We start from the raw sequence: 19847 nt of genomic DNA on the forward strand, positions 1-19847 counted from the left end.
TTTCTTTCTTGGGTTGGCATGCCGAGTGCAACACGGGTTGCGTTGCACTTCAACGCCCAGCATCCTGTTCGCATGGCGGATAACGTTCGGTTCACCCTCAATGACAGGCAAGTGGAGATCGTCGGCGTTCCCCCGATGACGACCCTGCTCGATTGGCTGCGCGACGATCGCGGCCTGCGCGGCACCAAGGAAGGCTGCGCGGAAGGCGATTGCGGCGCCTGCACCGTGGTGCTGGAGCGCGAGGGCCGCCGTGACGCGGTCAATTCCTGCATCCTCCTGCTGGGCCAGCTCGACGGCCAGTCGGTGCGCACGGTCGAAGGGCTGCGCGGCGCCGATGGCGGACCGCATCCGGTCCAGGTTGCGATGGCCGAAGCCGATGCGACGCAATGCGGTTTCTGCACGCCGGGTTTCGTGATGTCGGCACTGGCCTATGCGAGCAGCGGCGGCACACCCGATCCGAAGGAAATCCACGAAGTTCTTGCAGGTAATCTCTGCCGCTGCACCGGTTACCGGCCGATCGTCGAGGCGATGACGCGGATCGCCGGTCTTGCCGTCGAGCCGGCGCCCGCACTCTCTCCCGCAGCGCCGCGACCGACGTCGACCGTCTTCGAGGACGCCTTCTTCGCACCGCGCAGCCTCGATGAGCTGCTGGCTCTGCGCGCTGCCCATCCGGAGGCGTTGCTGCTGGCCGGCGGCACGGATCTCGGCCTGCTGGCGAGTCGCGAGCGCAAGCCCCCGAAGGCCGTGATCCACCTCATGCACGTGCCCGAACTGGCGGCGATCTCTGCGACCGCGGACAGGATCACGATCGGCGCGGCTGCAACCTACACGGAAGCGGCGCCGACCCTGGTCGAGGCCTTTCCCGCGCTGCGCTCCTATCTTTCTCGCCTGGGGTCGCGGCAGATCCGCAACATGGGCACGATCGGCGGCAATATCGGCACGGCCTCGCCGATTGGCGACATGCCGCCGGTCCTGCTGGCGCTGGAAGCGAGCCTGACACTCGTGTCGAAGCGGGGCGCGCGCGAGATCCCGCTCGACGATTTCTTCCTCGACTATCGCAAGAAGGCGCTGGCGCCCGACGAGATCATCCAGAGCCTCTCGATGCCGCGCCTGTGGGAGGGCGAGACCTTCCATTGCGACAAGGTGAGCAAGCGCCGCGACCAGGACATCTCGACCGTCGCCGGCGCCTACCGCGTGCGCATCCGCAACGGCAGGATCGAGGATGCGCGGCTGGCCTTCGGCGGCATGGCGGCGACGCCGCGTCGCGCGCACGCGGCCGAGGCGGCGCTGCTGAAGGACGGTTTCGCAGCCGCGATTGCCGCCGTCGAAGGCGATTTCAAGCCGGTCGACGACTGGCGCGGCTCGGCCGCCTATCGCCGGCAGGTCGCGGCGAACCTGCTGCGGCGGCTGGAACTGCGTCTTGCCGAGCCGGGGCGCGTGCTGGAGGTCGAGGTGCTGTGAGCGGCAAGGTCCACGTCGCGCGCCGCCACGACAGCGCGCTGAAACATGTCACCGGGCAGGCGCTCTATATCGACGATATGCCCGAACCGCCGGGCACGCTGCATGCGGCCCTGGTGCTGAGTAAGGTCGCGTGCGGCAAGCTCGTGCGGCTCGACATGGCCTCTGCTGCTTCGATGCCGGGCGTGGTGGCCGTGCTCGGCCCGCAGGACATCCCCGGCCGTAACGACATCGCAGCCATCGGCAAGAACGAGCCGCTGTTCGCGGTCGACCGGATCGAGTTCGCAGGCCAGACGCTGGCGATGGTCGTTGCCGAGAGCCTCGATGTCGCACGGGCCGCCGCGGGGAAGGTGGTCGTCGAGATCGAGGCCGGGGAGCCGGTCCTCGACATCGCGACGGCGCTCGCCCGTGAATCCTATGTGCAGGCGCCGTCCACCGTCCTGCGCGGTGATCCGGAGACAGCGCTGGCCGCCGCACCGCATCGGCTCACCGCCGAGTTCAGCGTCGGCGGGCAGGAGCATTTCTACCTCGAAGGCCAGATCGCCTTCGCGCTGCCCGGCGAGGATGGAGACCTCACCGTCCATTCCTCGACGCAGCATCCGACCGAGGTCCAGCATGTCTGCGCCCGGGTGCTGGGCTGGGACTTCAATCGTGTGACGGCTGTCGTGCGCCGTCTGGGCGGCGGCTTCGGCGGCAAGGAGAGCAACGCCACCTGGGTCGCGGCGGCGGCGGCGGTCGCGGCGAACCATGCCGGCCGGCCGGTCAAGCTGCGCCTGCCGCGCGAGGTCGACATGCTGACGACCGGCAAGCGCCATGGCTTCGACTATCGCTACACGGTGGGCTTCGATGGCGAGGGCCGTGTGCTGGCGCTCGACGCCGTGCTGGCGGCCGACGCGGGCTGGAGCCTCGACATGACTCCCGGCGTCGTGACGCGGGCGCTCACGCACACCGACAACGCCTACTGGATCCCGCACTTCCGCGCCGTCGGTTATGCCTGCCGCACCAACAAGCAGTCGAACACGGCGTTCCGCGGCTTCGGCGGGCCCCAGGGCGTCGTCGTGATGGAGGATGCGCTCGACCGGATTGCGCATCATCTCGGTCGCGATCCGGTCGAGATACGCGCGCTCAACTTCTACGCCGAAGGCCGGGACGAAACGCCCTACGGGCAGAAAGTCGACGAGAACCACCTGGAACGCTGCTGGGCCGAAGTGAAGACCGGCGGCGAGATCGAGCGGCGGCGCGCCGAGATCGCTGCCTTCAACGCGGCCAACCCGGTGCTGAAGCGCGGGCTGGGACTCTTCCCGCTGAAATTCGGAATCTCCTTCAACCTGCCGCACATGAACCAGGCCGGCGCGCTGGTGCATGTCTATACCGACGGCTCGATCCGCCTTAACCATGGCGGCACCGAGATGGGGCAGGGGCTGTTCATCAAGGTGGCCCAGGTGGTGGCCGAGGTGTTCCAGGTCGATGTCGATCGCATCCGTCCGTCCGCCACCTCGACCGCCGAAGTGCCCAACACCTCGCCGACCGCGGCGTCGACCGGATCGGACCTCAACGGCTGGGCAGCCTGGGAGGCGGCGAACACGATCCGCAGCCGCATGGTGGCCTATGCTGCCGAACATTTCGGCGTGGCCGAGGCCGACATCGAATTCGCCGACGGCACCGTGCGCATCGCGAAGCCTGGCAGCAACCAGGTGCTGGGCTTCGGCGAACTCGCCCGCCTGTGCTGGCTCGGTCGCGTGTCGCTTTCCGCGACCGGCTATTACAAAACGCCCGGGATCCATTGGGATCCCGCCGCGATGCACGGCCGGCCGTTCTTCTATTTCGCCTTCGGCGCCGCGATGGCGGAGGTCGCGATCGACACCTTGACCGGCGAGAGCCGCGTGCTGCGCGCCGACCTCGTCCAGGATTGCGGTCAGTCGCTCAATCCTGCCATCGATCTCGGCCAGATCGAGGGCGCCTTCGTGCAGGGGCAGGGCTGGCTCACCTGCGAGGAGCTGTGGTGGGACGCCAAGGGCCGGCTGCGCACGGCGGGGCCGTCGACCTACAAGATCCCCGGGAGCCGCGACGTGCCGCCGGTGTTCAACGTGAAGCTGCTCGACAACGCGCCCTCGCGCGAGGCGACGATCTTCCGCTCCAAGGCGGTGGGCGAGCCGCCGCTGATGCTGGCGACCGCCGTCTGGACCGCGCTCAAGGACGCGATCGGCGCGGTGGGCGACGGAAAGGTTGCCGTGCGGCTCGACGCGCCGGCTACGCCCGAGCGCGTGCTCGCGGCGGTCGAGCGGGCGCGGCGGCGGGCCTGAACAGCCGCTCAAGCAGCTGGACCAGCGTGCGGTCCATCTCGCGGCGCGCGGCCTTCTCGTCCTTGGCCTCGGCAACCCAAAGTGCCGCTTCGTTGAAGGCGCCGGAGAGCAGGAAGGTGATCGGCTCGACGCCGAGCGCCGGATCGGGACGCGCTGCCAGTACCGCGGCCACGCCTTCGCGCAGCGTGCGCACGCCGTGCGGGGCGTCGATATCGCGCCAGCGGTGCCAGCCCAGTACGGCGGGCGCATCGATCAGGTAGATGCGGCGCACGGCGGGATCGAGGCAGGCATCGAGGAAGGCGCGCGTGCCCTCGATCAACGCCTGCAACGGATCGACGGCGGGCGCGGCCCTCTCGTCGACCGCCGCCGCGATTTCGCTCGCCACCTCCTCGACGATGGCCTCGAACACGGCGCGCTTGTCCTTGAAATGATAGTAGAGCGCGCCGCGCGTCACCTTGGCCCGCTGCACGATCTCCTCGGTCGCCGCTGCGTCGTAGCCGGAGGCGGCGAAGATTAGCCGCGCTTCACGCAGCAGCGTCGCGCGCGTGACGGCCAGCCGCTCCGCCTGGGTTCGCGGTCTTGACATACATACACCTTGTATCTAAATCGCCACATACAGATTGTATGTAAATGGCCACAGAGGAGAGGGCAATGCAGCTCAGGGAGTTCTACACGGTGCTCTGTACCGACGACGTCGCCGGCACCGCTTCCTTCTGGGAGAAGCATTTCGGTTTCCGCCGCGCCTTCGAGGCCGAGTGGTACGTTCACTTGACCGGCGCGGTCTCGGACAAGGCGAACCTCGCCATCCTCGACTATCGCCACGAGACGATTCCCGCGCCGTTCCGCAAGAAGGCGTCGGGCGTGCTGGTGAACGTCGAAGTCGACGATGTCGATGCGCTCTATGCCCGGGCGCAGGCCTCGGGACTCGCGATCCATCTGCCGCTGCGCGACGAGCCTTTCGGCCAGCGGCACTTCATCACCGAGGATCCCAACGGCATCGCCATCGACGTGATCAAGCCGATCCCGCCCAGTGCCGAGTTCGCCCAGCAATACGCACCGGACTCGCTGCCCCGCTGATCGGTGGATATGGTGTCGTCCGATTTTCGAGCTTTCGGGAGGACAAGATGGACGTACGTATGGATGGCCGCGTGGCCGTGATCACCGGCGCGAGCACCGGCCTCGGCCTCGCCATGGCCAAGGAGTTCGCCGCGTCGGGCGCCTCGGTGGCGCTGCTGGCGCGCAAGCAGGACGCGCTGAATGCCGCCAAGGCCGAGGTGCAGAAGGCGGCCGGCAAGGCCAACATCAAGATCGAGGCCTATTCCTGCGACGTCGCGAAGGCCGAGCCCATCGCCGACACGTTCAAGAAGATCGAGGCCGAGTTCGGCAAGGTCGACATCGTCGTGAACAATGCCGGCATCAGCCACGCCAAGTCGTTCGAGACCGTGACCGACGAGGACTGGCAGGGCGATCTCGACCTCAAGCTGTTCGCCGCCATCCGCCTCAGCCGTGCGGCCATTCCCGGCATGCGCGAGCGCAAGTGGGGCCGCATCGTCAACGTGCTGAACATCGGCGCCAAGGCCCCGACCGCCAACTCGACGCCGACCAGCGTCAGCCGCGCGGCCGGCCTCGCGCTCACAAAGGCGATGAGCCAGGAACTCGCCAAGGACAACATTCTCGTCAACGCGATGCTGGTGGGCCTGATCGAGAGCGACCAGTGGGCGCGCCGCCACAAGGGACCGGCCGGCGAGGGGAAGACCTATGAGGAGTTCCTGGCCGGCATGGCCAAGGGCCGCATCCCGCTCGGCCGCATGGGCAAGGCTGAGGAATTCGCCCGCATGGCCTGCTTCCTCTGCTCGGATGCCGGCTCCTTCATCACCGGCGTCGCCATCAACGTCGACGGCGGCGCGAGCCCGGTGGTGTGAGCCAACGGGACGATCAAAATAGACCTCAGGCTGAGGAGGCTGCGCCGCAGCCGTCTCGAAGCATGGGCGCGCGCACCGCGTTTGTTGCCCATCCTTCGAGACGCACGCTTTCAGCGTGCTCCTCAGGATGAGGTGATTTTGGACAAGGCCAAAACCGAAAGCCTCTAACGCCGGTTCCCCGGCGGCGTCACGTTCCACTGGCGGCGCAACTTGTCGAGGTCGTGCTCGACCCAGTCCCAGACGTTCCACTTGGGATCGAAGAGGTCGACCGTCATCTCGGCGCCGCGCGCCCAGGCGTGCCAGAATTCGTCCGGATCGAGGCCGCCCTTGCCGGCATGGCCGACATCGTTCATCTGCTCGCCGAAGTGAAAGAAGAAGATCACCGGCAGGATGTGGCCACTCATCGGATTGATCGGATGCATGCCGGCCGTGAAGGTCGAGACGAGCAGCTCGCCGCGCGCGCTCGTGTCGTAGCCCGAGATCACGTGCGTCGAATCGTGCGCCGTGCCAAACACAGCGTTGAGGGCCATGGGATCGCCGGGGAAGGGATAACCGTTCGTCTTGTCGAAGTCCCACAGCGCCTTGCCGAAACTGTTCTGTGGCAGCTGGCCCAGCGCCTCGTAGCGTTCGACCAGCGCGGGATCGGCATTGGCACCCGCGTAAGGGCGGATCCACGTGTTGGGGTCGAGGCCCTCGGAGGAGCGGCTCAGCACGCTGTCAAAGTTCTTGCGCCACATGTCGGCGGCAGCCCAGGCGAGATGGCCGGAGGCCGCCTCGACGAGATCGGTGAGATAGTCGGCCTCGATGTCGAGCGCGCGGGAATACTCCAGCACGCGCCTCAGCTTGCCGTGGTCGAGCGAGCCGTCGACCATCGCCATGATGGCAAGATACTTCACCGCCTCTTCGGCGAGCGACCGGTCCGTCAGGATCGCGACCAGGTCGGCCGGCTCGGCCGACGGCAAGGTGCCGATATCCACGATATCGTGGCGGCGCAGGAGATAGTGTGCCGCCGCCCTGATGCTCGCGGTGTCGGCGTAGGTGATCGTGTGCCCGCCGGCCAGCGCCACCTGGCGCATGGCGCCCAGGATGGCGTCGCTCTCGCGGTGGCCGACGGCGTGCACGCGTTCTAGCGCAGCGGCTCGAGGATGCTCACATAGTTGGCGACCGCGGCGCCGCCCATGTTGAACACGCCGCCCAGCTTCGCCTTGGGCAGTTGCAGGCCCTCCGGCGCCGTGCCCGAGAGCTGCATCGCCGACATCACATGCATGCTGACGCCGGTGGCGCCGACCGGATGGCCCTTGGCCTTGAGGCCGCCCGAGACGTTGACCGGCAGCTTGCCGTCGCGCTCGACCCAGCCTTCATGGATGGCGCGCTCGCCTTCACCCGGCGCCGTGAGGCCCATCGCCTCGTATTCGATCAGCTCGGCCGAAGTGAAGCAATCGTGGCTCTCGACGAACGAGAGATCGAGCAGGTCGAGATGTGCCGACTTCAGCGCCCGCTGCCAGGCGAGTTGCGGCCCCTCGAACTTGATGTTGTCGCGCCGGCTCATGGGCAGGAAGTCGTTGACGTGCTCGGCGGCGCGGAAGGCGATCGCCTGCTTCATGCCCAGCGCCGTGCCGACGTCAGTCAGGATCACAGCGGCCGCGCCGTCGGTGACGGGCGAGCAGTCGGTGCGCTTCAGCGGGCCGGCGACGAACGGGTTCTTGTCCGACGGCGTGCGGCAGAAATCGTAGGCGAATTCCTTCTGGAAGTGGGCGAAGGGATTCCTGGCACCGTTCCTGTGCGCCTTGACCGCGATTTTGGCGAGCGCGTCTGACTTGTCGCCGTAGCGCTGGAAATAGGCCGAGGTGATCTTGCCGAATATTCCGGCGAAGCCCGCCTCGATGGTCGCTTCCTCGGCGACGTAGGAGGCCTTGATCAGAACCTCGCCCGCCTGGGCGGAATTGAGCTCGGTCATCTTCTCGACGCCGACCACCAGCACGAAGCGCGCCTTGCCGGCGGCCAGCGTGTTCAGGCCCATGTGGATCGCGGCCGAGCCGGTGGCGCAGGCGTTCTCGACCCGGGTCGAGGGTTTGAAGCGCAGGTCGGGATGGGTCTGCAGCGGCAGCGAGGAGTGGAACTCCTGGCGCACGAAGCCGCCGTTCATGTTGCCGACATAGATCACGTCGACGTCCTTGGGCTCGATGCCGGCATGGGCAATGGCCTCGGAAGCCGCCTTGACGATCAGCGATTCGCTGGTCTCGCCATCGAGCTTGCCGAATTTGCCGTGGGACCAACCGACGATACAGGCGGTCATGCGATCTCTCCTTGGTTCGTGGCGGGGACCCTAGACGCGACCGCGCGACGGGTCGAGAGGCGCCATTCTGTGCATATACACATATATCGCCCACCGAACGGCGCAAGGCCCCCGGGCGGCCCATCCGACGCCCAATTTTTGCCGCGCCCCGGGTGTTGACTGGCATCTTCAAAGGAGCCTCACTGGCACATGGCCGACGCCCTTCCGCCTCCCGAACGACAGGTCCAAGAGCAGCCGGCGCCGCGCTGGCCGTGGATCATGGGCGGTCTGGTGGGCGGCTTCTTCCTGCTCGCCGCCGGACTGGGGCTGGGCTGGTATCTGTTCTACCGGCCGATCGTGAACGTCGCCGTCCAGTTGCCGGCGCCGCCGGCCCCGCCCGCGCCAGCCGGTCCCGATGCCGCGCAGGTCAAGGCGCTTGAGGAGCAGATCGAGAAGCAGAAGGCCGCGAACAAGCAGATCGAGGATCAGATCGCCGCTTTGAAGGATCGTCTTCGCGCCGACGTCTGCACGATAAAAGATCCCGCGGGCAAGGCGCCTCCGGCCGCGACGCCCGCGCCGGGCGGCCAGAAGACCTGATCCGAAGACCTAAACGTAACAAAAGAATCGTTGCCCAACACAAGAGCTAGCTTCACTCTGCCCTGACAATTCAATAAGTCGGGCGGGGGATGGTGAGGCAGGCTGTTACGCGATGGCGGGGAGCGGCGTTGGCCGCCGGCTTTGCCCTTTTGACGGGCGCCTGCGACCTCAAGCGGGCGGCCGTGATCGATCCGAAGGGGCCGATCGCGCTCGCCGAGCGGAATCTCCTCTTCGACGCCTTCTGCGTGATGATGATCGTGATCGTTCCGGTCATCGTCCTGACCCTGTGGTTCGCGTACAGGTATCGCGCCTCGAACACCAAGGCCGCCTACACGCCGACCTGGGCCAACTCGGTAGGGATCGACGCCATCACCTGGCTGATCCCCGCGATCATCGTGATCGCCGTCGCCGTGCTGCTTTGGCGCAGCACCCACCGGCTCGATCCCTACCGCCCGCTGGAATCGAAGGAGGCGCCGTTCGACGTTCAGGTCGTGGCGCAGGACTGGAAGTGGCTGTTCATCTATCCCGAGCAGGGGATCGCCGTGGTGAACCAGCTGGCTTTTCCGGCCGGCCGGCCGGTCAGCCTGCGCATCACCTCCGACACGGTGATGAACTCCTTCTACGTGCCGCAGCTCGCCGGGCAGATCTATGCCATGGCCGGCATGCAGACACGTCTGCAGATGCTGGCCGACCAGCCCGGCACCTTCGTCGGGCGCAACAGCCAGTACAGCGGCGGCGGCTATTCGGACCAGCATTTCGAGGTCCAGGCCATGAGCCCGGCCGATTTCGACGCCTGGGTTGCGCGCGCGAAGCAGGGCGCCATGCGGCTCGACGCCACGACCTACCCGGCCCTGGCGGCCAAGAGCCGCGCCAACCCCATCACCTACTATTCGACGGTCGAACCCAGGCTGTTCGACTCGATCATCGACAAGTACAGGCACAGCGGCCACGCGCATGCCGCGCCGGTCCGGAGATAGCGGATGTTCGGCAAACTGACGATCGACGCCCTGCCGTTCTACAGCCCCATCGCCGCGGGCGGCGCCGCCGTCACCGTGGGCGGCGCGCTGCTGGTGGCCATCGTGCTCACCTGGCTCCGAGCTTGGAAGTATCTCTGGACCGACTGGCTCACCAGTGTCGACCACAAGCGCATCGGCATCATGTACATCGTGCTGGCGCTGATCATGCTGCTGCGCGGTTTCGTCGACGCCCTTATGATGCGCGCCCAGCAGGCGATGGCGCTCAACGCCGGCGGCTACCTGCCGCCGGAGCATTTCGACCAGATATTCAGCTCGCACGGCACCATCATGATCTTCTTCATGGCGATGCCGTTCATGACGGGCCTGATGAACGTCATTGTGCCGCTGCAGATCGGCACGCGCGACGTGGCCTTCCCGTGGCTGAACGCCGTCAGCCTGTGGCTGAGCGCGGCGGGCGCGGCACTGGTCATGGTTTCGCTGGTCATCGGCAAGTTCTCGACCGCCGGCTGGACCGGCTATCCGCCCTACTCGGGCATCGAGTACAATCCCGGCGTCGGCGTCGACTACTGGATCTGGGCCATCCTGATATCGGGCGTCGGCTCGACCCTGTCGGGCATCAACTTCATCGTGACCATCCTGAAGCGCCGCGCGCCGGGGATGACCTTGATGCGCATGACGCCCTTCGTCTGGACCGCGCTCGTCGCCTCGGTGCTGATGGCCTTCGCCTTCCCGGCAATCACCGTGGCCTGCGGCCTGCTCGCCCTCGACCGCCTCGCCGGCATGCATTTCTTCACGAATGCGCATGGCGGCAACATGATGAACTACGTCAACCTGTTCTGGATCTGGGGCCATCCGGAAGTCTACATCCTGATCCTGCCGGCCTTCGGCATCTTCTCGGAGGTCGTGTCGACCTTCTCGCGCAAGCGCCTGTTCGGCTACGAATCGCTGGTCTATGCCACGGCGGCGATCGGCATCCTGTCCTTCACCGTCTGGCTGCACCATTTCTTCACCATGGGCTCCAGCGCCGGCGTCAACGCCTTCTTCGGCGTGATGACCATGATCATCGCCGTGCCCACCGGTGTGAAGGTGTTCAACTGGCTGTTGACCATGTATCGCGGCCGCATCGACTTCCATCCGTCGATGATGTGGAGCATCGGCTTCATCGTCACCTTCGTGATCGGCGGCATGACCGGCGTGCTGCTGGCCATCCCGCCGGCCGACTTCCTGATGCACAACACGACCTTCCTGGTCGCGCACTTCCACAACATGATCATCCCGGGCGTGTTGTTCGGCTATCTCGCCGGCTACATGTACTGGTTTCCCAAGGCCTTCGGCTTCGCTTTCAACCGCGGCTGGGGCCTCGGCGCCTTCTGGTGCTGGATCATTGGCTTCTATCTGGCCTTCATGCCGCTCTACCTGCTCGGCCTGAAGGGCATGCCGCGCCGTATGGAGACCTACAACGATCCGACGTGGCAGCCTTATCTGCTGGTCGCGGCGTCCGGTGCCCTGGTCGTCCTGTGCGGCATCGGCTGCATGGTGATGCAGCTCTATGTCTCGATCCGTGACCGCGCCAGGACGCGCGATCTCACCGGAGACCCGTTTGACGGTCGCACCCTGGAATGGTCCACCTCGTCGCCGCCGCCGCCGTACAATTTCGCGGTGATCCCGACGGTGAGCGACCGCGAGGCCTTCCTCGAGATGAAGGAGAAGGGCGTCGCCTACCGCCGGCCGGCGGCCTACGAGCCGATCCGCATTCCGTCCAACACGCCGATCGGTGTGATCCTGGGCGCCTTCGGTTTCGTCCTGGGCTTCGCCATGGTCTGGCACATCTGGTGGCTGGTGCTGGCGTCCGGCCTCGTGATGTTCGCCGCCGTGATCGTGCGCTCCTCCAATGACGATCAGGAGTTCACCCTGTCCGCGGCCGAGGTGAAGGCGATCGAGGATCAGCGCTACCGGCAGCTGGGGAGCCGCTCATGAGCGTCGCCCCCATGAGCGCACACGAGCGCGAGGAGATCGAGACCCACGAGCAGCGGGCGCTGGGATTCTGGCTCTACCTGATGGGCGACGCGGTGATCTTCGCCCTGCTGTTTGCGACCTACGCCATCATGATTCCCGGCACCGCCGGCGGTCCCACCGGCAAGCAGCTCTTCGAGCTGAACAACGCCGCCCTCGAGACGGCGCTGCTGCTGGTTTCCAGCATGACCTTCGGCTTCGCCAGCCTGCAGGCTAAGGCGGGCAATCGCGGTGCTGTGCTGCTGTGGCTGGCCATCACGTTCGTGTTGGGCGTGGGCTTCGTGTTCCTGGAGGTGCGCGAGTTCACCGGCATGATTGCCAAGGGCGCCGGTCCGGACCGCAGCGGTTTCCTCTCGGCCTTCTTCACCCTGGTGGGCACGCACGGCGTCCATGTCACGATGGGCCTGATCTGGATCGTCGTCCTTGGCGCCCAGGTCGCGCTGAAGGGGCTCACCCTGCCGGTCACCTCGCGCCTGCAACGCCTCGGCCTCTTCTGGCACTTCCTCGACATCGCCTGGGTCGGCATCTTCTCCATCGTCTACCTGCCGGGATTGCTGTGATGGAACACCAGACCCCGCACGCCCTGCGCTCCTACCTGATCGGCTTCGTGCTGGCCGTCATCCTGAGCGCCATCCCGTTCTGGCTGGTCTATACGCATGCCCTGCCGCCGCAGCGTACCTTGTTGGTCATCGGCATCGCCGCGGTGCTGCAGGTGCTGGTCCACCTGCGCTTCTTCCTGCACATCAACTTCACGACCACGCCGCGTGAGAACGTGCTGGCGCTGGTCTTCACCTGCATCCTGCTCTTCCTCATGGTGGGCGGCAGCTTCTGGATCATGTTCGATCTGCACAGCCGGATGCTGATTTAGTCAGCGACAGTTCAAATGGCACAAGCCAAGTCGAAGATGACGCCGCTCCTCTTGTGGGAGTGGATTGTCGGTCTGTCTCCCGTCGCGGCGACGATCCTCGCCTATCTCGCGCTCACCAACCTGTCGCTCGAAGGTGCGGCGGTCGGCTTCACCGCGGGCGCCCTCGACGGTCTCTGCGCCGCCGGGATGCCGGCCTTCTGGTGCCGTACGCCGAAGCCGGTGACGCTCCTGACGGCCGTGCAGTTCCTGAGCTTCCTCTGGTTCCTCGTGGCCTCGGCCTACATGTTCTGGCGGGTGCGGTTCGGGCCCTACCGGAAGCCCCCGGCCTACATTCCCGGCTCGGCGTCGTTCTTCGAGATGGCGAGCTGGGCCGCCATCTGGCTGTTCATGCTGATCGGCGGCCAGATCTTTCCCTATCGCGGCCAGCCGCTTTCCGAACCCAGCCTGCTCTTCTCGATGCTGGCCCTCAGCCTCGCCATCCTGTCGCTGCGCATGCTGGCGGTCGCGCTTCGCTTCCGGAACTGACGCCTTATTGGAGCGCGCCACTCCAGTGGCGCTCAAGCCATTGTCGATCGGCGAAGACATGAGCGCCACTGGAGTGGCGCGCTCCAATGAATCAAAACGTCTTCGAAATAGCGAGGATGAAGCGGCTGGCGCAGTTCTGGGTGCCGAGGCAGTCCTGGACGCTGAGGTTTGTGCCGGTATAGGCGGCGGAGAGGTCGAAGCCGTAGACGGAGACGACGAGGCCGAGCTGCCAGTCCCAGTAGTTGTTGCTGGGGATGCCGTAGTTGGCGAAGCGCTCGACGTATTGATTGCCGATGGTGCCGAACGCCTTGAAGGCGACGTTCTCGTTCACGTGGATGAAGGGGAGCGGCACGGTGACCGACGCCCACTTGTACCAGGCGTTTCCGGAGTTGGCGAAGAAGTTGGGGCTGTAGCGGATGGCGGCGCTGACCTGGGCGACGCCGAAATCGTAGCCGGCGACGAGGCCGAACTCGTTGAAGTCGTAGAACAGGTTCGAGGGTGCGCCGAGATAGTTGTAGCGGATGTATCCGAGGTCGAAGGTGAGCTTGTCGTCCATCAGCTTGAGCTTGAGGCCGGTGATGACGTCGATCTCGGCGAAGGTGCCGGTATTGGGGAAGTCGACGTTGGAGCCCCAGGCGCCGAGATAGGCGCTCAGCGGGACCTTTTCGCTGACCGGGGCGGTCTCGTAGGTGAGGCCGGCCTGGAAGGCGGCCTGACGCTGGGTCTGGGAGATACCGCGGTAGGAGTATTCGTTGAGGACCGCGAGGCTGGCCGCGAAAGTGCCGCCGAACGGCGCCTTCCACGTCTCCTTCGGCGGCGCCACCTGCGGTGTTTGAGGATCCGGTGTGCCTTGCGCATACGAGGCGCTGGACACGATCATCGCCACCATTGAAATCAAGCTTCTGCCGATCATCCATTGTCTCCCTGATGTCGGCCGCACCAGACGCCGCCGGGGCCTAGGAAATCCAGAAGAGTGACGAGGGAAAGTCATAGGATTCCCATAAGGACAGACGCTACTGTCGAGAGCGGAGGCGCCTCTTCATGAAGTTGTTCAAGGACGAGCTGCACGACGATTTCGGCACCTGGCCGCTCGCCTACATCCGCTATGGCGGACCGGATTTCGGCGAGATCGCCGCGGTTGCCGAGGCCGTGGGAGAGGGTGACGATTCGGCCTTTCATGCGGCCTGGGTCGCGACCGGCGACCGGCTGGCGGCCGAAGCGCAGGACGTCCTGGCGAAGGGCCATCGCAGCTCCGCGCGGGAACTGTTCCTGCAGGCGAGCGCCGCCTATGCCGCCTCGTATCATCTGCTCTTCGGCGCGCCGGTCGATCCCCGGCTCCTATCGGCCTTCCGCAGGCAGATCGACGCCTTCGACAAGGGCCTCGCGCTGGGCGAGCCGCCCGTCCTGCCGCTGCGCATCCCCTTCGAGGGACGGTCGCTGCCGGCCTATTTCATTCCCGCCGCCGGACGGGCCGACAAGGTCCGGCCGCTCGTCATCCAGGTGGACGGCTACGACGCCACGGTGACGGATCTCTATTTCGCGTCGGCCGTCGCGGCCTCGCAGCGCGGCTACCACTGCCTGATCTTCGACGGGCCGGGGCAGGGCGAGATGCTCTATGAGCACGGGCTGCCTTTGCGGCCGGACTGGGAAACCGTGGTGCGGGCGGTGGTGGATTTCGCCGTGTCGCTGCCGACCGTCGATCCGTCGCGGATTGCGCTCAGCGGCGCGAGTCTCGGCGGCTACCTCGCCCTGCGCGCGGCCACGGGCGAGCCGCGTCTCGCCGCCTGCATCGCCGATCCGGGCCTGTGGAGCGTGGCCGGGGCGGCGCGGGTCTTCGCGAGTCATCTCGGCGCCGACCTTGCCGCCGATGCCAGCCTGTCGACGCTCGACCAGGGCATCCTCGACAGGATGTTCGCGATCATCCAGGCGGATCGCGGCCTGCGCTGGAAGATCGTGCAGCGCGGCTTCTGGGCCAATGGCGCCTCCGATCTCCGCGACTATCTGCGGCTCATCGAGGGATTCACCCTCGAAGGGCGTATCGAGCAGATCCAATGCCCCGTGCTGCTCACGCACGCCGAGAATGACGCTTTGGCCTCTGACACGCAGGCCGTGTTCGACGCCCTGCGGTGCGCCAAGAAGATCATCCGCTTCACGGCCGCCGAGGGAGCCGGAGACCACTGTGAGATGCAGAACCGCTCGGTGCTGAACCGGCGCGTGTTCGACTGGCTTGACTCGGTCATCAGCCTGTCTTGAAATTCCTATGGAATTCCTATGCTGGCTGCTCGCCCGCCGGCTCGAATTCCTACGCCCGGAACCCCTTCTATGCTCGCGAAGGAGATTTCCATGCTCGACATCCTGTTCTTCGGCGGCGGCCTGCTGCTGTTCTGCCTGCTGATCGCCTACGAACGCCTGTGCCACAGGTTGTGAGGCGGCCATGACCTTCGATTACGTCCTGGGCGGCGCCCTCGCCGCCCTTTTGCTCGTCTATCTGACGGTCGCGCTGGCGCGGCCGGAGAAGTTCTGAGGCTGTCATGACTCTCAACGGCTGGGCGCAGATCGCGCTCTTCTGTGGCCTCGTGCTGCTGCTCACGCGGCCGCTCGGCGGCTACCTCGACAATGTCATGGCTGGACGGCGCACCCTGCTGTCGCCGGTGCTGCTGCCGGTCGAGCGCGGCTTCTATCGCCTCGCCGGCATCGACCCGGCAGAAGAACAGAGCTGGTGGGTCTACGCCCGCGCCATGGTGGTCTTCCACATCGTGGGCTTCGCCTTCCTCTATCTGCTGCTGCGCCTGCAGGACCTGCTGCCGCTCAATCCGCAGGGCATGTCCGCCGTGGCGCCCGACCTCGCGGGCAACACTGCCGTGAGCTTCCTGACCAACACCAACTGGCAGAACTACGGCGGCGAGGCGACCATGAGCTATCTCTCGCAGATGGCGGGCCTCTCGGTTCAGAATTTCCTGAGCGCGGCCGCGGGCATTGCGCTGGCCGTGGCGCTGGTTCGTGGCTTCGCGCGCGCCGAATCCAAGGGCATCGGCAACTTCTGGGCCGACATGGTGCGGGTCACGCTCTATGTGTTGCTGCCCTTCTGCATCCTGCTGACGATCTTCTACGTCTGGCAGGGCGTGCCGCAGAACCTGTCTTCCTATGTCGAGGCGACCACGCTCGAGGGCGCCAAGCAGACCATCGCGCAGGGGCCGGTGGCCTCGCAGCTCGCCATCAAGATGCTGGGCACCAACGGCGGCGGTTTCTTCAACGCCAACTCCGCGCATCCCTATGAAAATCCGACGGCGTTCTCGAACCTGGTGCAGATGCTGTCGATCTTCGTGATCGGCGCGGCGCTCACCAACGTATTCGGCCGCGCCGTCGGCGACGAGCGTCAGGGCTGGGCGATCCTGGCTGCCATGGGCGTGCTGTTCCTGGCCGGTGTCGTCGTCTGCTACTGGGCCGAGGCCGGCGGCAATCCGCTGATCGGCGCGCTCGGTGTCGACAATGCAGCCGGCAACATGGAGGGCAAAGAAGTCCGCTTCGGCATCACCCTGTCGACCCTGTTCGCCGTGATCACGACGGCCGCCTCATGCGGCGCGGTGAACGCCATGCTCGACAGCTTCATGCCGCTCGGCGGCATGATCCCGCTGATCAACATCCTGCTGGGCGAGATCATCATCGGTGGCGTCGGCGCGGGCCTCTACGGCATGCTCCTGTTCGCCATCCTGGCGATCTTCCTGGCGGGCCTGATGGTCGGCCGGACGCCGGAATATGTCGGCAAGAAGATCGAGGCGCGCGAGGTGAAGTTCACCATGCTGGCGATCCTCTGTGCTCCGCTCGCCATCCTGGGTTTCACGGCGCTGGCCAGTGTCATCCCGGTGGGCCTGGCGGGCCCGGCCAACGCCGGTCCGCACGGTTTCAGCGAGATCCTCTACGCCTACACGTCGGCCGCGGGCAACAACGGCAGCGCCTTCGGCGGCCTGACCGGCAATACCGTCTTCTACAACGGCACATTGGCCATTGCGATGATGGTCGGCCGCTTCGCCATCATCATTCCGATGCTGGCCGTGGCGGGCTCGCTCGCGTCCAAGCGCAAGGCTGCGATCTCGGCCGGCACTTTCCCGACCCATGGCGGGCTGTTCGTCGGCCTGCTGGTCGGTGCCGTGCTGATCGTCGGCGGTCTCACCTTCCTTCCGGCGCTGGCCCTCGGCCCCATTGCGGAGCATTTCGCCCTGCTGGCCGGCACGCTGTTCTAACGAGGCGTCATCATGAGTAAACGTGACAAGTCGCAGTCGCTCCTCGACCCCGCGATCCTGAAACCCGCACTGCTCGGCAGCTTCACCAAGCTCGACCCGCGCGAGCTGGTGAAGAACCCGGTGATGTTCACCGTCGAGATGGTGGCCCTGGCCGCCACCATCCTCACCGTCCGCGATCTGGCGACCGGCGTGACGGGCAGCGGCTTCCAGATCCAGATCGTGATCTGGCTGTGGATCACCGTCCTGTTCGCCACCTTCGCCGAAGCCGTCGCCGAGGGCCGTGGCAAGGCCCAGGCCGACACGCTGCGCCGCATGCGCAGCGAAACAATGGCCAAGGTGCTGCTGGGTGTCGGCGATACGTTCGAGCCGCGGCGCGCCCATACGCTGAAGGTGGGTGAGAAGGTGCTGGTCGAGGCGGGCGATCTGGTGCCAGGCGACGGCGAGATCATCGAGGGCGTGGCGACGATCGACGAATCGGCCATCACCGGTGAGTCCGCACCCGTCATCCGCGAGGCCGGCGGCGACCGCTCGGCCGTCACCGGCGGCACGCGCGTCCTGTCGGACCGGATCAAGGTCCGCATCACCGCCGAGCAGGGATCGAGCTTCCTCGATCGCATGATCGCCCTGGTCGAAGGCGCCGCCCGCCAGAAGACCCCCAACGAACTGGCGCTCAGCGTCCTGCTGGCCGGGCTCACCCTGATCTTCGTCCTGGCCGTCGTCACCATCCCGAGCTTCGCGACCTATGCCGGCGGCGCGGTCTCCGTCGTCGTCCTGATCGCGCTGTTTGTCACCCTCATCCCGACGACCATCGGTGCGCTTCTGTCGGCCATCGGTATTGCCGGCATGAACCGGCTGGTGCGCTTCAACGTGCTGGCGACGTCGGGCCGTGCCGTCGAGGCGGCGGGCGACGTCGATACGCTGCTGCTCGACAAGACCGGCACCATCACGCTCGGCAACCGCCACGCGACGCAGTTCATCCCGGTGACGGGCGTCACCGAGGACGAAGTTGCGCGGGTGGCGCAGTTGGCCAGCCTCGCCGACGAGACGCCCGAGGGCCGCTCGATCGTCGTGCTGGCCAAGGAGAAATACGGCCTGCGCGGCGTCGACGTGGCCGAGTTGCACGGGCAGTTCGTGCCCTTCACGGCGCAGACCCGCATGAGCGGCGTCGACCACGAGGGCGCGGTGATCCGCAAGGGCGCGATCGACTCGGTGATCGAGCACGCGCGCTCGCTGGGCGTCACGCCACCGGTCGAGGAGGTGAATCGCATCGCCTCGACCATCGGCAAGGAAGGCGGCACGCCGCTCGGCGTGTCGCGCAACGGCCGCATCCTGGGTGTCGTCTACCTGAAGGACATCGTGAAGGGCGGCATCCGCGAGCGCTTCGCGGAGCTGCGCGCCATGGGTATCCGCACGGTGATGATCACCGGCGACAATCCTCAGACGGCTGCGGCGATCGCCGCCGAGGCCGGCGTCGACGATTTCCTGGCGCAGGCGACGCCGGAGGCCAAGCTGCGCCTGATCCGCGAGGAGCAGGCCAAGGGCAAGCTGGTGGCGATGTGCGGCGACGGCACGAACGATGCGCCGGCGCTCGCCCAGGCCGATGTCGGTGTCGCCATGCAGACCGGCACTAACGCCGCGCGCGAGGCCGGTAACATGGTCGACCTCGACAGCGACCCCACGAAGCTCATCGAGATCGTGGCCATCGGCAAGCAGCTGCTGATGACGCGCGGCGCGCTCACCACCTTCTCGATCGCCAACGACGTGGCAAAGTACTTCGCCATCATCCCGGCGATGTTCATCGCCTTCTACCCGCAGCTCGGCGCGCTGAACGTCATGGGCCTGGCGACGCCGCAGAGCGCCATCCTCTCGGCCATCATCTTCAACGCGCTGATCATCGTGGCGCTGATCCCGCTTGCCCTGCGTGGCGTGCAGTACCGTCCGAGCGGCGCCGCCGCGCTGCTGCGGCGCAATTTGCTGATCTATGGAATCGGCGGCCTGATCGTGCCCTTCGTCGGCATCAAGCTGATCGACGTCGTGGTCGCGGCCACCGGCCTCGCCTGAAGGAGACAGTCATGCTTCGTCATTTCCGTGCGTCCGTCGTCATGCTGGTGCTGATGACCGTGCTACTGGGTATCGCCTATCCGCTCGCCATGGTGGGCGTGGCCGGCGCCGCCTTTCCTGGACAGGCCGCGGGCTCGCTCGTGGAGAAGGACGGCAAGGTGGTGGGATCGAGCCTGATCGGCCAGTCCTTCGCCGGCGACACCTATTTCCACGGCCGGCCGTCAGCCACGACCGATACCGATCCCGCGGATTCGACCAAGACCATCGCTGCGCCCTACAACGCGGCCAACTCGATGGGGTCCAATCTCGGGCCGACCTCCAAGGCGCTGGTCGATCGCGTCAAGGAGGATGCCGACAAGCTCGGCAAGGGCGTGCCCGTCGAGCTCGTCACGACCTCGGGCAGCGGCCTCGATCCGCATATCTCGCCCGAGGCCGCGGCCTGGCAGGTGGCTCGTGTCGCCAAGGCGCGAAACCTGTCGGACGCCGAGGTGCGGGCGCTGGTGGCGCGGCACACCGAAGGCCGCATGTACGGCCTGCTGGGCGAGCCGCGGGTCAACGTGCTGCAGCTCAATCTTGCCCTCGACGCGCTGCCTAAGCGGTGACAATG

General features: G+C 66.4%; 19 protein-coding genes. 15 read left to right on the top strand and 4 right to left on the bottom strand.

The annotated features are described in order from the left end of the window. Positions 1–72: 72 nt before the first annotated feature. Together xdhA and xdhB are read left to right on the top strand one after the other, a co-directional pair. On the top strand, positions 73–1461 hold the full coding sequence (gene xdhA, locus EPO41_RS15750) for a xanthine dehydrogenase small subunit (RefSeq protein ID WP_296326773.1): 1389 nt from the start codon (positions 73–75) through the stop codon (positions 1459–1461). Then, a complete protein-coding gene (gene xdhB, locus EPO41_RS15755) occupies positions 1458–3761 on the top strand; it encodes a xanthine dehydrogenase molybdopterin binding subunit (protein ID WP_296326775.1) in 2304 nt (767 codons plus the stop codon). Before xdhA ends, xdhB begins: the two co-directional genes overlap by 4 nt. Here xdhB and EPO41_RS15760 read toward each other — a convergent pair. Next, complete coding sequence (locus tag EPO41_RS15760) at positions 3709–4347, bottom strand: TetR/AcrR family transcriptional regulator (protein ID WP_296326777.1); 639 nt, start codon at positions 4345–4347, stop codon at positions 3709–3711. The two genes, xdhB and EPO41_RS15760, sit on opposite strands and share 53 nt — an antisense overlap. Positions 4348–4412: 65 nt before the next feature. Between EPO41_RS15760 and EPO41_RS15765 the strand changes: the two genes are divergently transcribed. Continuing rightward, entirely contained in the window at positions 4413–4838 is a 426-nt protein-coding gene (locus tag EPO41_RS15765) for a VOC family protein (RefSeq protein WP_296326779.1), read from the top strand. Between the two features lie 47 nt (positions 4839–4885). After that, the gene (locus tag EPO41_RS15770; protein ID WP_296326781.1) at positions 4886–5683 is read left to right on the top strand and encodes an SDR family oxidoreductase; all 798 of its coding nucleotides are present in this window, start codon (positions 4886–4888) and stop codon (positions 5681–5683) included. A 164-nt stretch (positions 5684–5847) separates the two neighbouring features. On the opposite strand, the gene EPO41_RS15775 is transcribed toward EPO41_RS15770, so the two are convergent. Then, positions 5848–6804 carry a hypothetical protein gene (locus EPO41_RS15775; RefSeq protein WP_296326784.1) on the bottom strand — a complete coding sequence of 319 codons (957 nt, stop codon included), beginning with the start codon at positions 6802–6804 and terminating at the stop codon, positions 5848–5850. Positions 6805–6809: 5 nt separating this feature from the next. Continuing rightward, positions 6810–7979 carry an acetyl-CoA acetyltransferase gene (locus EPO41_RS15780; protein WP_296326785.1) on the bottom strand — a complete coding sequence of 390 codons (1170 nt, stop codon included), beginning with the start codon at positions 7977–7979 and terminating at the stop codon, positions 6810–6812. Between the two features lie 189 nt (positions 7980–8168). On the opposite strand from EPO41_RS15780, the gene EPO41_RS15785 reads away from it, so the two are divergent. The 6 genes from EPO41_RS15785 (at position 8169) to EPO41_RS15810 (ending at position 12938) form a co-directional block, all read left to right on the top strand. Continuing rightward, the gene (locus EPO41_RS15785; protein ID WP_296326787.1) at positions 8169–8555 is read left to right on the top strand and encodes a hypothetical protein; all 387 of its coding nucleotides are present in this window, start codon (positions 8169–8171) and stop codon (positions 8553–8555) included. A gap of 128 nt (positions 8556–8683) precedes the next feature. Continuing rightward, positions 8684–9532, top strand: a complete 849-nt coding sequence (cyoA, locus tag EPO41_RS15790) for a ubiquinol oxidase subunit II (RefSeq protein ID WP_296326789.1) — start codon at positions 8684–8686, stop codon at positions 9530–9532. A gap of 3 nt (positions 9533–9535) precedes the next feature. Continuing rightward, entirely contained in the window at positions 9536–11509 is a 1974-nt protein-coding gene (gene cyoB / locus EPO41_RS15795; protein WP_296326791.1) for a cytochrome o ubiquinol oxidase subunit I, read from the top strand. Beyond that, positions 11506–12105 carry a cytochrome o ubiquinol oxidase subunit III gene (gene cyoC, locus EPO41_RS15800; RefSeq protein ID WP_296326794.1) on the top strand — a complete coding sequence of 200 codons (600 nt, stop codon included), beginning with the start codon at positions 11506–11508 and terminating at the stop codon, positions 12103–12105. Before cyoB ends, cyoC begins: the two co-directional genes overlap by 4 nt. Beyond that, the gene (gene cyoD / locus EPO41_RS15805) at positions 12105–12413 is read left to right on the top strand and encodes a cytochrome o ubiquinol oxidase subunit IV (protein ID WP_296326795.1); all 309 of its coding nucleotides are present in this window, start codon (positions 12105–12107) and stop codon (positions 12411–12413) included. Before cyoC ends, cyoD begins: the two co-directional genes overlap by 1 nt. Positions 12414–12428: 15 nt before the next feature. Then, a complete protein-coding gene (locus EPO41_RS15810) occupies positions 12429–12938 on the top strand; it encodes a hypothetical protein (protein WP_296326797.1) in 510 nt (169 codons plus the stop codon). Positions 12939–13029: 91 nt separating this feature from the next. Here EPO41_RS15810 and EPO41_RS15815 read toward each other — a convergent pair whose 3' ends face one another. Further along, on the bottom strand, positions 13030–13851 hold the full coding sequence (locus EPO41_RS15815) for a TorF family putative porin (RefSeq protein WP_296326799.1): 822 nt from the start codon (positions 13849–13851) through the stop codon (positions 13030–13032). Between the two features lie 128 nt (positions 13852–13979). On the opposite strand from EPO41_RS15815, the gene EPO41_RS15820 reads away from it, so the two are divergent. From EPO41_RS15820 to kdpC, 5 genes are all read left to right on the top strand, one after another. Beyond that, positions 13980–15191, top strand: a complete 1212-nt coding sequence (locus tag EPO41_RS15820; RefSeq protein WP_296326800.1) for an alpha/beta fold hydrolase — start codon at positions 13980–13982, stop codon at positions 15189–15191. A 181-nt stretch (positions 15192–15372) separates the two neighbouring features. Beyond that, positions 15373–15462 carry a K(+)-transporting ATPase subunit F gene (gene kdpF, locus EPO41_RS15825; RefSeq protein ID WP_296326803.1) on the top strand — a complete coding sequence of 30 codons (90 nt, stop codon included), beginning with the start codon at positions 15373–15375 and terminating at the stop codon, positions 15460–15462. A gap of 7 nt (positions 15463–15469) precedes the next feature. Beyond that, the gene (kdpA, locus tag EPO41_RS15830) at positions 15470–17179 is read left to right on the top strand and encodes a potassium-transporting ATPase subunit KdpA (RefSeq protein WP_296326805.1); all 1710 of its coding nucleotides are present in this window, start codon (positions 15470–15472) and stop codon (positions 17177–17179) included. A gap of 12 nt (positions 17180–17191) precedes the next feature. Then, a complete protein-coding gene (kdpB, locus tag EPO41_RS15835) occupies positions 17192–19240 on the top strand; it encodes a potassium-transporting ATPase subunit KdpB (protein ID WP_296326806.1) in 2049 nt (682 codons plus the stop codon). Positions 19241–19251: 11 nt separating this feature from the next. Then, the gene (kdpC, locus tag EPO41_RS15840; protein WP_296326807.1) at positions 19252–19842 is read left to right on the top strand and encodes a potassium-transporting ATPase subunit KdpC; all 591 of its coding nucleotides are present in this window, start codon (positions 19252–19254) and stop codon (positions 19840–19842) included. The last annotated feature ends 5 nt before the right edge of the window (positions 19843–19847 follow it).

Origin of the sequence: Reyranella sp., from assembly GCF_004297265.1 — a bacterium.
Taxonomy (GTDB): domain Bacteria; phylum Pseudomonadota; class Alphaproteobacteria; order Reyranellales; family Reyranellaceae; genus Reyranella.